Annotated in this window: 10 protein-coding genes; 6 read left to right on the forward strand and 4 right to left on the reverse strand. The window is 35.4% G+C overall.

The window, feature by feature from the left end:
• The first annotated feature begins 42 nt into the window (after positions 1-42).
• From rsmD to CKF58_RS06555, 4 genes are all read left to right on the forward strand, one after another.
• Complete coding sequence (rsmD, locus tag CKF58_RS06540; protein WP_119532166.1) at positions 43-723, forward strand: 16S rRNA (guanine(966)-N(2))-methyltransferase RsmD; 681 nt, start codon at positions 43-45, stop codon at positions 721-723.
• 113 nt (positions 724-836) lie between these two features.
• The gene (gene dusA, locus CKF58_RS06545) at positions 837-2,225 is read left to right on the forward strand and encodes a tRNA dihydrouridine(20/20a) synthase DusA (RefSeq protein ID WP_119532168.1); all 1,389 of its coding nucleotides are present in this window, start codon (positions 837-839) and stop codon (positions 2,223-2,225) included.
• 68 nt (positions 2,226-2,293) lie between these two features.
• The gene (gene rlmKL / locus CKF58_RS06550) at positions 2,294-4,693 is read left to right on the forward strand and encodes a bifunctional 23S rRNA (guanine(2069)-N(7))-methyltransferase RlmK/23S rRNA (guanine(2445)-N(2))-methyltransferase RlmL (protein ID WP_119532170.1); all 2,400 of its coding nucleotides are present in this window, start codon (positions 2,294-2,296) and stop codon (positions 4,691-4,693) included.
• An 18-nt stretch (positions 4,694-4,711) separates the two neighbouring features.
• On the forward strand, positions 4,712-5,404 hold the full coding sequence (locus CKF58_RS06555; RefSeq protein WP_119532172.1) for a riboflavin synthase subunit alpha: 693 nt from the start codon (positions 4,712-4,714) through the stop codon (positions 5,402-5,404).
• Between the two features lie 42 nt (positions 5,405-5,446).
• Here the strand turns inward: CKF58_RS06555 and CKF58_RS06560 are convergent, their stop codons facing one another.
• The 4 genes from CKF58_RS06560 to ffh all read right to left on the reverse strand — a co-directional run bounded on the left by CKF58_RS06560 (position 5,447) and on the right by ffh (position 11,496).
• The gene (locus CKF58_RS06560) at positions 5,447-6,814 is read right to left on the reverse strand and encodes an anti-phage deoxyguanosine triphosphatase (RefSeq protein ID WP_119532174.1); all 1,368 of its coding nucleotides are present in this window, start codon (positions 6,812-6,814) and stop codon (positions 5,447-5,449) included.
• A 55-nt stretch (positions 6,815-6,869) separates the two neighbouring features.
• Positions 6,870-7,958: a S1C family serine protease gene (locus CKF58_RS06565; RefSeq protein ID WP_222987751.1), complete on the reverse strand. Its 1,089-nt coding sequence runs from the start codon at positions 7,956-7,958 to the stop codon at positions 6,870-6,872.
• A 462-nt stretch (positions 7,959-8,420) separates the two neighbouring features.
• On the reverse strand, positions 8,421-10,034 hold the full coding sequence (locus CKF58_RS06570; RefSeq protein WP_119532178.1) for a DEAD/DEAH box helicase: 1,614 nt from the start codon (positions 10,032-10,034) through the stop codon (positions 8,421-8,423).
• 61 nt (positions 10,035-10,095) lie between these two features.
• Positions 10,096-11,496 (reverse strand): signal recognition particle protein, encoded by a 1,401-nt coding sequence (gene ffh, locus CKF58_RS06575; protein WP_119532180.1) that lies wholly within the window; start codon positions 11,494-11,496, stop codon positions 10,096-10,098.
• 459 nt (positions 11,497-11,955) lie between these two features.
• Here ffh and CKF58_RS06580 point away from each other — a divergent pair, with 459 nt between their 5' ends.
• Both CKF58_RS06580 and CKF58_RS06585 read left to right on the forward strand, forming a co-directional pair.
• Positions 11,956-13,290, forward strand: a complete 1,335-nt coding sequence (locus tag CKF58_RS06580; protein ID WP_119532182.1) for a hypothetical protein — start codon at positions 11,956-11,958, stop codon at positions 13,288-13,290.
• Between the two features lie 74 nt (positions 13,291-13,364).
• The gene (locus CKF58_RS06585; protein ID WP_119532184.1) at positions 13,365-13,757 is read left to right on the forward strand and encodes a hypothetical protein; all 393 of its coding nucleotides are present in this window, start codon (positions 13,365-13,367) and stop codon (positions 13,755-13,757) included.
• The last annotated feature ends 288 nt before the right edge of the window (positions 13,758-14,045 follow it).

Raw genomic sequence — 14,045 nt, forward strand, 5'->3', positions numbered from 1 at the left:
TAATTAAATTTTAAATTTAATTATAAGTAAAAATATTTAATTATGGTAAAAAAGCAATCAACTCTTCACCAACACGCCAATAATAAAGGTTATATTTATATTCATGCCGGAGCTTTAAAAGGCAAAAAACTCGAAGTTATTACAGCTGAAGGTTTACGTCCAATCGGCTCACGCGTAAAAGAAACATTTTTTAATTGGATTCAATTTGATGTTGCGCAACGAAGAGTACTTGATTTATTTGCAGGATCAGGAGCTTTAGGATTTGAGGCCCTATCTCGAGGTTGCCAAAGTTTACAAATGTGTGAATATGCTAAAGCCGTATACGATCGTTTAATTTTAAATTATCGTGAGATTAACCGCCAAGCTCTAGTTAATAGTTATGGTTTTGAACCACAAGTAAATATTAAGTTAACCGATAGTTACCAATGGGTAAAGCAAAAAGCCACTACTACTTACGATTTAGTTTTTGTTGACCCCCCATTTATGCAAGAACATGAGTTAGAAGTATTAGCAGACTTAGCACAAAACGGTTATTTAGATCATCAAGCTTTAATTTTCTTACAACTTGATGGTGCATATGCACATTTAGTACAGCAACTTGATCAACGCTTTACTGTACTAAAACAAAAAGCGATCGGTAATGTATTAATTTATTTATTACAATACAACGACCAACACTCTCAAACACAAGCAAACTCTGAAATAGATTACATAATCATTTAATAAACTCTCTTATACCCTTTGGCTAGATAATCTTAGATTATTTAGACAATACAATTATTGGTATAAATGAGACTTTTGCCGTACTAACGTACATAGAAGACTTTTTCCTCTATATGACAAAAGCACAAAATTTTTACGATCAACGCTTTTCAGTAGCTCCAATGTTAGATTGGACAACTCGCTACTGCCGCGCTTTTCATCGTCAACTATCTAAACATGCAGTGTTATACACTGAAATGGTAGCTACTTCTACTATTTTACATAGTAAATCAGACTACCTCTTCTTTAATCCTGAAAATGAAGGCAATGTCGTTTTACAACTTGGTGGTTCAGATCCTAAGCAATTTGCCCAAGTAGGTAAAATGCTTGCCGAAAAAGCGGAATTATATCCATACTATGGAATTAACATTAATGTAGGCTGCCCATCTCCGCGTGTAACTAGTGGGAGTTTTGGTGCTTGCTTAATGGCTGAACCAGATTTAGTAGCTCAATGTGCAGATGCTCTATTAACTAGTTGTGATATTCCCGTATCAATTAAAACTCGCATCGGCATAGATGATTACGACGACTTTGATTTCCTAGCAGATTTCTTAGATCCGCTAGTTGAAATTGGTATTAGTGATTTTACTATCCACGCACGTAAAGCTTTATTAAACGGTCTTTCTCCAAAAGAAAACCGTGAAATACCACCATTAAATTATCAGCGTGTTTACGACTTAAAAGATGAGTTCCCTGATATTAATATTACTATTAACGGTGGTATTAACACTTTATACGAAGCGTCAGAACATTTAAAACATGTTGAAGGCGTAATGATGGGACGTGAAGCATTTAATAATCCAGCTGTATTATTAGGTGTTGATGCTCTATTATTTGATGATTACGCTAATGATTTTTCGCGTTATCATGGGATTTTTGATGATACTTTAACGTTAGATCATCAATATGCTTTCTTCCCTGATAGTGTAAATCTGCATGCAGATTCACATGATTCATTTACCATGCGTGTAGCTAAATCTATTAGTGGGGGACGTAATTTACTTTCTACTTACGATCCTCTACTTGAAAAATTAGATTTACTTACAACTTTAATTCATAAAAAAGCCGCTGAACGTTTAGAACAAGGCTTAACCGAAAAACGTGCTTTTGCGCTTGAAATGTTACAACATAAACGTGAACCAGGTAAACATGCACCTAAGTCACACATTTCAGATGCTGCAAGATTTAAACGTGCGCAACAAATTGCGACAGGTCAAGCAATGTTTGACGCTCTAGAGCGTTTACGTCCTTACTGGGAAAAAGAAGTAAAACGTGGCGTGGCTATTAGTCATTTATTTAAACCTGTGCTAGGAGCATTTAACGGTTTACCTGGAGCTAAACAGTTCCGCCGTTATTTATCAATTCACGGTTTTAACAATGACGCTAATCTTGACGTTCTACTGTACGCAATTGATTTAATGTACGATAAATTCTTACAATTTATCGAAAGTTCAGTAGATTAACAGTAGATTAATTTGTTAAAACCTAAGTCTGAAGACTTAGGTTTTAACTTCATCTAAAAGGATTAAATATGTCCCAAAAAACCTACCATTTTTTCATTAGTTGCCAAATTGGCTTCGAAGAAATGGTGAAACAAGAATTACTTCATTTACTCGTAGCTGGACGCAAACTTGCTCAACCTACAATCGATCTAATTCCTAGCACATGGGATATAGGTAGCCCAGAACAAGTACAAGCTTTATATCATGGCTTAAGCGAACAATATGCTATTCAAGTAAAAGTAGGTGGTGTAAGTGCTAAGCTCGAATTATATCAAGCATATCAATTTATGCTTTGGTCGCGCGTAGCAGCTCGTACCTTACTAGTTTTAAATACGAGTTATGTGGAAGACGATCTCGATCTTTATAATAGCGTCTATGCAATGCCATGGAGTAGCATTCTGCATCCAGGCTTTGATTTTAAAGTTAACTTTAATGGTACCAACGCTGCGTTAAAGAACTCGCAATTCTCGGCACTACGAGTAAAAGATGCTTTAGTTGACTATTATGTTAATCAACAGCACGAGCGTCCAAATGTTAGTACTGAAGATCCTGATGTAGTAATTGACTGTCGTTTACACAATAAACAACTGCAAATCGCTTTAGACTTAACTGGCACGATGCACAAACGTTATCGTTCACGTCAAGGTTTTGCTCCAATGCGTGAAACTTTAGCGGCAAATCTAATTTTACGTACTGGTTGGGATAAAGTAAGTCCAGTATATAATCCAATGTGTGGTTCTGGTGTATTAGCCATTGAAGCAGTATTAATCGCTTTAAATATTGCTCCAGGTCTGTTTTGTGAACAGCACCATTTAGATTATTGGCAAGGACACGATCTCTCTTTATGGATCGAAGTGCAACGTCAGGCTAAAAATTCACGTCTAAGTGATGAACAAATTCACCCTGACTTTAAAGTATATGCTTCGGACAACGATAAAGCCGTATTAATTGTTGCCCAACAAAATGCTGATTACGTTGGCGTTACTTCTTATATTGACTTTAAGTTACAAGATATTACTCAACTCCAACGTCAAGAACAAGCTCCTACTGGCTTAGTAATTGTTAACCCTCCGTATGGTGTACGTTTAGCAAACGAACGTGAGTTATATCATACATATTACAATCTAGGCAATGTTGCTAAACGCTTATTCCCTGGTTGGATTATGGGGGTTATTTCCTCATCAACCAAACTCTTAGATTGCTTATCTTTAGCAGCTAACCGTAAATGGAATATCAAAAACTCTAATTTAGATTGTCAGTACCGTGTATACTCTATTCGCAATGCTCAAGATAAAGCAATTAAAGCGAGTAAATACGCTAATAACCAAGCCAAAGATACAGCAAGTCTTGCCGAGCAAGTAAGTAATACCTCAAGCGAGCAAACAAGCCAAGACGTAACTAGCCAAGGCAACATTGATTATCAAGCTTACTTACAAGATGAACAAGCAATGTCACTTTATAATCGTTTAGTAAAAAATGCTAAACGTTTAAATAGCTACTTAAAACGCGCAAAAGTAGAGAACTATCGCCTCTATGACGCTGATATTCCTGAATTTAATGTAGCCGTTGACGTTTATACCGATAGCAAAACACAACAAAAATACTATGTTGTACAAGAGTATGCAGCGACTAAAGAAATCCCGCTGCATAAATCAGTACGTCGTGGATTACAAGCTTTAGCCATGGTACAAAAATATGCTATCGAACAAGCTAAAGGAGCTTATACTCCGCAAGTAATTGATAAACTACGTCAACGCCAAAAAGGTGATGCGCAATACACTAAAATTAACGACCAAGCCCTTGAAATCCTTATCGATGAATACGGTTGTACTTTTAAAGTAAACTTAACTGATTATATTGATACAGGTATTTTCTTAGATAACCGTGACTTACGTTACTATTTACGTTCGTTAGTTGTCCAGCATCGTACTCGCTTCTTAAACCTGTTCGCCTATACTTCAACCGCAAGTGTACATGTGATTAAAGCCCAAGCAGCAACCACTAAATCGATTGACATGAGCAATAGTTATTGCAAATGGTCTGCCGAAAACTTTAGTTTAAACAAAGCCAAATCCACTAAAGATAAAATTGTCCAATCTGACGTTTTAGCTTGGTTAGAGCATGCTGCGCAAGAAGAAGCCCGAGCTTATGATTTAATTTTCTGTGATCCACCAACCTTCTCAAACTCTAAGCGTATGGAAGGTACTTTTGACGTACAACGCGATCATGTAAGTTTAATTAGTAAAATTAATCAACTCTTAGCTCCAGGCGGTACTTTAATCTTCTGTAATAATAAACGAGGCTTTAAACTTGATACAGCTGCTTTAGAGCAACTAGGTTTACAAATTACAGATATTACACGTAAAACTATGCCTGCGGATTTTGCCGACAGTAAAATTCACCAAGCATGGCAAATTAGTAAAATCTAAAGGATTAAGGACTCTTTTATGTTTACGGGAATTGTACAACAAAAAGGCGTTATTACGGCAATTGAAGAAAAACTAAACGCTCGTCGTCATACGGTCAAATTACCTTTAGCTTTTGCTTTAGGAATCCAAATTGGCGACTCTGTAGCTAATAATGGTTGCTGTCTTTCAGTAATTTCTTATAGCTTTATTTATCAAGGTAAAGAATATAGTCAAGAAGAATTACCTACTCTGGCTCAAGAAATTACACAAATTAATCAGCAAGATTATGCGCTTTTAAGTTTTGACTTAATTAGTACCACCTTAAATCTAACTAATTTAGGTAGTTTACAGGTCGGACAAGAAGTAAATATTGAACGTAGTTTTAAATATGGTACTGAAGTTGGTGGTCATATTATGTCTGGACATATTGATCAAAAACTTGAAATTATTGCCTTAAAAAACCAAGACAATATTTACCAACTAGAGTTTGCTTTACCTGAACAATTTACTCCTTATATCTTCGATAAAGGCTTTGTAGGAATTGATGGTATGAGTCTAACTGTTAGCTCGATCACTGATAGAGGCTTTACAGTTAATCTTATTCCGGATACTCTTGCACGTACAACTATCGGTAGTAAGCAAGTGGGTGATTTCGTTAATTTAGAAATCGACAACACGACCAAGGTTATTGTGCAAACGGTAAATCAATATTTACAAAAACTTAAAGCTTAAATACATACTTTAAAAGCGAGCCCTAGAGCTCGCTTTTGTGGTTTAAATATATTTATTGTAAAAGGTTTGTAATTGTTCGTTAGTCATACAAGCTATATAATCACAAATGTAACGATATTTCGCTCGTTGAGTTGTTAAACTCTCGATAGTTTTAGCATGCGCTGATCCTAAAACATAAGGACGACTAGCAATAGTATTAAATACAGCTAACATCATATTACAACCTTTATTATTTACACCACGGATATCTTGACTGTAAATCGAAATATTCGAAAATTCTTTCAAGAATTTACATAAGACCACCAGATCTTCTGGTAAAAAGGCTTGTAAATCAAGTAAAGGCTCGGCAAATACTCCACGAGGTCTTACGTCTACGTGAATAATAAATAGATGCACTAAAGCCGAGAACACTTTGCGACGTTTATAAGCATCTCTACCAAACATCTGACTTACATAATCTGGATCAAGATAGCCACTTGTCACTAAGTTTTGCAGTATTTGTTTTACTTGTGGAGAAAATTGCTCGTAAAACTCTTCCCAATCATCTCGCGTAATATAACGTAAGATAATGGCATCTTCAACATCGTGTACTACATAGGTGATATCATCAGCTAACTCCATAATCGAACAATCAAAACTATGGTATAGCGTTTTTGGACGATCCCCTACTGTACTTACTTTCACAAAGTTTTTACGGTCACTTTCACTTAAAGGTTGGAGTAACCAGTCAAAAGCCTCTTGATCGTCTAAATAGATACCTTTGATTGGCTGTAAAGCTAAGTTTTTAGCTAAGGTCACATTCTCTTCTGTAGAGCTATTATCAGTAAAAACATGCGGATATTTAACTACCCCTAAGAGTGTACGACGGGTTAAATCTAAGCCATAAAGCGGTGAATAATTATCTAAATGTGTCAGTAAACGAAACGTTTGGGCATTAGATTCAAAACCTCCACATTGAAACATACAGCTATTCATAGCATATTCACCAGAATGTCCAAATGGTGAATGCCCAATATCATGGGTTAAACAAATAGTTTCAATTAAGGCTTCTGGAGGTAAATAAGAGGTAATAAATTTACGTTGTTCTTTATCAGCACGTTGATAAGCACAGTCTCCAAGTAGAGTTTGGGTTTCATAGTATTCTCTAAATTCTGGATCATACTTTGCTTTAAGTAAACGCACAATCCCAGTACCAACTTGAGCTACTTCGAGACTATGGGTCAAACGAGTATGAGAAATATCAGAGTCTACAACATTAAATAATTGGGTTTTTGCTTGTAAACGACGAAAACTATTACTGTGAATCACTCGTGCTTTATCACGTTCATAATTTGAGCGTACGTAGTATTTGTCTTCAGTTTCTAAATAATTTTTATTGGATCTACGTTCTTGCCAAAATGACTGTATCATAATAATTATCTATATTTGCGAAAAGCGCTCATACTTAAAGTACGAACGCTTTTGATTATTTAATGGTTGTACCGCCGGATACAGATCCGAGGATAACTTTGTAATTGGATAATGTGCCTTGACGCTCAACTTGCAGATTAATGTTTGCACCTAAATCATAGCTGCCAATTTTATTAAAAAATTCATTAACTTGTGAGACAACTAAACCGTCAATACTAATAATACGATCTCCAATACGTAAACCTGCTTTATAAGCCGGACCTTCTGGATCAATGTAACTAATTATTAAGTAATTTTTATTACTAGCATCGGTCATTAATGAAGTTTGCGCTCCAAAATATGGATGTTCTGCAAAACCTTTTTTAATAATCTGCTGCATAATGTTTACAGCTTCAGCTGTAGGTATTGCAAACCCTAAACCTGACACTTGCTGCCCATAGGCTTCATTTACAATTAGCGTATTAATACCGATTAAATCTCCAGAGGCATTAATTAATGCACCTCCAGAGTTACCCGTATTTAATGCTACGTCGGTTTGGATTAATTGTTGATAACCAGCTTTATCGACAGTTGCACGACCTAGGGCAGAAATAATACCCATGGTTGCAGACTGTCCTAAATTCAAAGGGTTACCAATAGCAATAACTACATCGCCAACCCGTACGCGAGCCGTATTGTCGCTCTTAATAGCACGGATTTTGGTATACTCTCCACTTGTACTTAATTTTAATACGGCAAGATCTGTTAAATAATCCCTACCAATTAAATCTGCGCGATAAACTGTACCATCAACTAAAGTAACGGCGAAATCTTTGGCATTCCCTACTACATGGTTATTAGTTAAAACATACCCGTCGGCAGTCATAACTACACCAGATCCATAAGAATTTACTACACCAGCTCCGGATTTAGTTTGGGCATACACATTTACCACAGAAGCATATACCTTGGCAATTGCTGCCCCATAAGATACTGATGTTGGTTGTACGCCTAAATTTGGGACGGCATTAGCATTATTAACTAAAGATGGATCTTCGTATCTTGACGATTGAGAGACTACATGCTCAACATTAACAGTGTTGGTTAGTGTTTTATAGACATACATCATCCCTAGCGCTGCAAATACGCCAAGCGCTAGAAACACTAAAAAATGTAATGTTTTCTTTAATGCATGCATATATGGTTAATCTTTAGCCTTAGCACGAACCTTAGTTCGAGCTTATTTTAATAGGAATCCTGTCAGCTTCTAAAGAGTTATTGAGACAATTTTGCAGAAAAATGAAAGTTAAAAATCTCTTTCAGAAACCTATCTTATTATACTATAACTAGCCCTTAAAATAGCAAAGAGTAAGCAAATAATTCGTTAATTTACGTCTATTTAATCGTTAATATTTATCAAATTGAACTCTTTATGGAAAACTTTTGATTTAACTATCTAACAAATGCCAGAAAAACTAGCAAAATTTACACTAAGTATAAGTAATTTTAGAACTTTAAACCCAAATAGAAAACGGACTATAAGATTATCTTCTAGTCCGTTTTATTCCTAGCTAATAAAAATGAAAGTGAGCTGTACCCTACAAAAGCTACCTATCAGCAAATCATATTAATCTTGCTTAGCAGCAGCTAAGAATTTTTTCGGGAAGCCTTTATTTTTTTGCTTACGTTGGCGATGTTTCTCTTTAGCTTTAAGTTTTTCTTTTTTCGCCTTTTGTTCAGCTTTTTTCAGTTTTTCTTTATCTTCTTTGCGCTTAACTTTAGTTTTACCTTGTAAGGCATTCGGATTTACACTTGTTTGTGGTTCTAAACCAGGAAAAACGCGAGCAGGGATTACTTCTTTCATAAAGCGCATAGCTTTACCTAAGTATTGGTAATCATGTGCTTGCACAAGGCTAATAGCTAAACCACGCTTACCAAAACGACCCGTACGTCCTACACGGTGTACAAAAGTCGCGCCATCATAAGGTAAATCATAGTTGATCACGGCCTTAACGTCTTCGATATCAATCCCGCGCGCTAAAAGATCAGTAGTTACTAAAATTTGCACCTTACCAGATTTAAATAATCCTAAAGCTCTTTCACGTTCGTCTTTATCCATTTCCCCTGAAATAGAAGTCGCACGTAAACCAAAACGTTGGTTCATGATATATTTCGCTAGAGGAGCAACAGTATCTACCTTACGCACAAAAACAATAACTTTATTAAGATTTAAATCTTTAATAAGATTTACTAATAAGTCTTTTTTGTGCTCAATACTATCGGCGTGATAGTAGTATTGAGTGAGGGTATTTTTTTCCGCTCGTGAGTGCGAACCTTCGATTGTAACCGGATTATTTAGAGCAATTTCACTAAATAAATCTACTACTTTTTGCCCTAAAGTCGCACTAACTAAAACTGTATTTTCACGTGCAGGAGTATGTTGGTGAATTAACTCTATATCAGCTCCCGAGCCCATTTCGAGTAAGCGATCAGCTTCATCAAGAATTAATAATGAAACACCGGTAAGATCAATATCACCATTAGTTAATACTTGTTTAACTAAACGTCCTGGAGTAGTAATTACTAATTGATGGTGTTCGAAAGTGTTAAATGCTTCTTCGTCATCATCAAATTTATTTTGTTCACCAACTAATTTCCCTACAAAAGCCGCCACTTTATAATGCGTACGTGCTAGAAGTTTTTGAGCAATTTCATAAATTTGGAACGTTAAGTCACGCGTAGGTGCAATAATTAATACACGACATTTACGTTGCGCTGATGGCGGTAAAGAAAATAAACGTTCAATTGCTGGAATTAAGTAAGCTAGAGTTTTACCAGTACCTGTTTGGGCTGAAATTAAAACGTCTTTACCTTCAGAAATTAAAGGAATAGCTTTTGCCTGAATATCAGTTGCTTTAGCAAAATCATTAGCTAAGAGATTAGCTTGTAAAGCTTCTGGTAAAAAGTAGTTCGTAAAGTCACGATCAACCTCACCTAAAGCGGCACGCGTCTCTTTTTCTTTAGCTTTTTGTTCTTTTTTTGCTGCAACTAACTCTAATAATTTTTTGTCCAGTTTTGGTTGCTTGAACTTTTTACTTTTACTTGCTTTAGGTTGAGCATTCGTATTATCAGCCACTTGCACATTTTCATCGCGAGTAACTTGTTCAGCTTGCGGATTTTGCAGTTTTGCAATCAAAGCTTGTAGGCTATCTGCTTGTGGCTTGTTATCTTCTATAGACATAATAAATTCTCAAGAAAAGAAAACCCACACATAGTGCGGGTTTAACTATATAAAGATGTTGTTAGAAAGGCTTGCGTCCTTTGCCAAACATATTAGCTAGACCGCCTAAACCGCCACCTAAACCGCCCATCATTTTCATGATGTTACCTAAACCACCAGAAGTAAGCATTTGTTGCAGTTTTTTCATTTGCTCAAATTGCGTTAATAACTGGTTGATTTCAGATACAGGTTGACCACATCCTTTAGAAATACGTAATTTACGTGAGTGTTTAATGATTTTTGGATCTTTACGTTCAGCTGGAGTCATTGACTGAATAATCGCACGTGATACTTTAGTCTTTTTCGAAATAGCATCATTATCCAGTTTATCACCTAATTGATTTTTCAGCGCATTAGCACCTGGTAAAGATGATAGTAATGAGTCTACACCACCAGCACGATCCATCATAGATAATTGGCTTAAAAAGTCTTCTAAATCAAAATCTTTTTTGTTTTTAACAACTTTTTCCGCGCGTTTTAATTCTTCTTCAGTAACTTGTTGCTGTAATTTTTCAATATAGGTTAATACGTCCCCCATATCTAAAATACGGTCAGCAATACGTTCTGGGTGGAAAGCTTCTAGAGCGTCAGTTTTTTCTCCAACCCCTAAGAATTTAATTGGTTTGCCAGTGATTTGACGAATTGATAATGCCGCACCACCACGCACGTCACCATCTAATTTGGTTAAGATTACCCCTGTTAATGGTAAAGCTTCATTAAAAGCCTTAGCTGTATTAGCAGCATCTTGACCGGTCATAGCATCAACGGTAAAGAGAGTTTCGATTGGTTTAATTGCCTCGTGAATCGCTTTAATTTCGTCCATCATAGTTTCATCAACGTGTAGACGACCTGCAGTATCGACAATCAATACATCAAAATAACCACGTTTAGCAAAAGCTAAAGCGTTATTAGCAATGTCAACCGGATTCTCACCTACTTGTGAAGGGAAGAAATAAACACCAACTTGTTGCGCTAAAGTTTCAAGTTGTTGGATCGCAGCCGGACGATAAACGTCAGCCGAAACTACTAATACTTTTTTCTTTTGTTGTTTAAGTAGTTTAGCTAATTTTGCAACCGAAGTAGTTTTACCCGCACCTTGTAAACCAGCCATTAAAACTACTGCTGGTGGTTGTGTACGTAGGTTTAACTCTTCGTTTTTCTCACCCATTGCACGTACTAAGCTTTTGTGAATAATTTCAATAAAAGCTTGTTCTGGATTTAGGCGAGGGTTAACTTTTGTCCCAATAGCTTCGTTTTTAACTTCATCTAAGAAAGATCTAACTACTGGTAAAGATACATCTGCTTCAAGTAAGGCTTTACGTACTTCAGATAATGCATCAGCAATATTATCTTCACTTAAAGTGCTTTTACCGGTTAAACTTTTAAATGCCTGTTGTAACCGGTTGGTTAAATTATCAAACATGGAAATCCTTTATCGTTTTTGAGTAATAAGTTTGCTTGTTCGAGTAGCTAAGCAAAGATTAATTTCCTTTCAGGAAAACCGCAAACTCAAAAATTTTTACTACCAAATTATACCATAAATTAATAATTTTAAGTAAAAGCAAGGGATAAATAAGCAATTTAAGCTACTGCCCTATATTCCATTTTCAGATAATCTATAATTTTGCCGCCTTGCTATTATGCTATTTTTGTAACTCTTAATTAGCTACATTTACCACCTGCTATTTATGTATGTCTTGCATTAGTTGCTCGAGTTTACGAGCTAATTGATGATATAATAATCCTACAGTATTTTTAAACGAGTTTAGTTAACTAACCTTAGCTAGACACAACATTAACTAGATTTATAATGCCCAAGCCTAAAAGATCCATTTATGAGCGTATAGGTATAAAGGCATATAAACTTATCCGAGAAGAGCACGTGGAACAGAAAACTTACAAATTTGTTTTTATTAGTGCAACTGATAATCATGAGTACCGTGACATCTTTAAAGATAAGACGAATGGGAAAGAGCACTTATACTTTAAGAGTTTAAATGATTTTAAAGCTTACGCACAAAATCAGTCAAAGTATGTCTTTAATATTTTCCAAAACGTCAGCAATAGTAACCAACTTTTGGACGAACAAGAAACAAGCGCTTTAAGTATTGGTTTTTACTTACTATTTGACAACTGGGACTTTGTTACAGATAGTGCTTCTTTAAAGCAAATAGTGCAACTTCTTAAATACCAACGCGAAGGTAAAGATGTATCTTTACCACAAGAAATTGTGCGTACAGATAATGGAGAAAGCGAACAAAGCTCTTTACGAGAAGAAAAAGTAAATAAAGTAAATATTCAACTTCTCGTTGAGGCGCAAAGCTTTAGTCCAACTGACGAAGAACGAATTAAAAGTGTTATTTTAGATGAGGTAAAAGAGTTAGGTAACTTTCAATTTACAATCTTACCACCATTAGCTCATCCGCAAATTCCTGCGTTCGATAATAACGAAAAAAATACCATTTTAATTAACTTTACGTCGCACCCTTTCCCATACAGCTTTTATGCTAAAAACCTTCTTCTCTATTTCCATCTGTCGATAGACTTCTTTACGCAAGCCGAAAGCAATAGCATTATTAATGAAAGCTTATATAGTGTACTCGAACAGTATGATCGTAACCTTGCAAGCAATAATAATCAAGCTTTCCAAAATAGCTTAATTGACTTTATTGAAGCAAAATATCAACCGCTATATCAAAGACAAATTACTTCTGAGATGTGGCAAGGAACAGGTAACAATATGGATCCAGCAGTAGCGCAAGAATTATTAACCCAGCATAATACGATGAATAATGATTCTGCCCAACTTATTGATACTAGTGTTCGCTACGTATTAGTATTCTTGGGTGCTAATATTGAAGACGATACTAATAATTTCCATCAACGTTTACACAACTTCTTTGGCACTGACAAGGTAGTAGTATTCTCTAATCGTCAAGATTTCTTAGGACAACTCAATTTCGTACGTTCGGACGTAATGTTTAATATTATTGACTTTACGCAATCCCACTACTATGAGTTAATTGGTAATCGCCCATTTGGTTTTTACATCAATATTCAAGGCTGGAATGAAATTGGCGATAAACGCGTATATGCTATGCTCCAAACCTTTAGAGATTTAATTAACTCTGAACACTACTCTAATTATGCTAACTATAGCGTATTACGTGGACAATATAATCGTATTGCTGATAGCGAACGTCCTAAAGTATTTTAAGTAAAATCCAGGTTTAACCTGGATTTTTCCAAGTTTAGTGCTATAACTTACATATTACACAACACAAATAAACTATGAACGAACACATTTATTTTCTCGATCAAACGCAAAGAGCTATTGCTCGTGCTTTAGTAGCTGAATTATTTAAAGCTGATGGTGTAGTAACTAGAAACGAAACTATTTACAACACTATTTTAGAACGTGCCTTACAAACAGATGTAGTGCTTACTGATGATGCTTATAATCTCGTAAGCAAACACTTTACTACGCCACAACATAAATTCTTTTTAGTTTCAACGCTCTTTACAGCAGCATTTATGGATGGTATTGCTCATCCAAACGAAATGAAGCTCATTGCTGATCTTGTAGCGCAATTACAAATCCCAGCTGACAAATTAAAACAAATTATGTTCTGGTCGCAAAGAGAAGCATTACAAATTAATGAAGCTTTAGATTTCTCTTTATAATTTGTAACAATTGTTAACTTAGGCAAATAAGAATAGTTAAGTTGCATAACTTCTTATCTTTTTAGTAGTCAAAATATGGACAAGTTTTAATAAACAAGCTATAATATAGGTAAGTTAATTAGAAGTTGGTCCATAGGCAATACTACATGATATGAAACTCTGTAGTATTGTTTTTTCAACTTAATTATTATCTTATTGTTTTTATTTGAAATCTCAACGGTGAACTTTTTACAAGCTTCACCGTTTTTCTTTGCGCAAAAAAGGGGTCACTAACTTAATAAGTTAGTG

The sequence above is a fragment of the Psittacicella hinzii genome (genome assembly GCF_003585935.1).
GTDB classification, from domain to species: Bacteria; Pseudomonadota; Gammaproteobacteria; order Enterobacterales; family Psittacicellaceae; genus Psittacicella; species Psittacicella hinzii.

What these genes read in the sequence shown, in the direction of transcription:
- rsmD (WP_119532166.1), top strand. Translation starts at nt 43, where the DNA reads ATGGTAAAAAAGCAATCAACTCTTCACCAACACGCCAATAATAAAGGT.
- dusA (WP_119532168.1), top strand. Translation starts at nt 837, where the DNA reads ATGACAAAAGCACAAAATTTTTACGATCAACGCTTTTCAGTAGCTCCA.
- rlmKL (WP_119532170.1), top strand. Translation starts at nt 2,294, where the DNA reads ATGTCCCAAAAAACCTACCATTTTTTCATTAGTTGCCAAATTGGCTTC.
- CKF58_RS06555 (WP_119532172.1), top strand. Translation starts at nt 4,712, where the DNA reads ATGTTTACGGGAATTGTACAACAAAAAGGCGTTATTACGGCAATTGAA.
- CKF58_RS06560 (WP_119532174.1), bottom strand. Translation starts at nt 6,814, where the DNA reads ATGATACAGTCATTTTGGCAAGAACGTAGATCCAATAAAAATTATTTA.
- CKF58_RS06570 (WP_119532178.1), bottom strand. Translation starts at nt 10,034, where the DNA reads ATGTCTATAGAAGATAACAAGCCACAAGCAGATAGCCTACAAGCTTTG.
- ffh (WP_119532180.1), bottom strand. Translation starts at nt 11,496, where the DNA reads ATGTTTGATAATTTAACCAACCGGTTACAACAGGCATTTAAAAGTTTA.
- CKF58_RS06585 (WP_119532184.1), top strand. Translation starts at nt 13,365, where the DNA reads ATGAACGAACACATTTATTTTCTCGATCAAACGCAAAGAGCTATTGCT.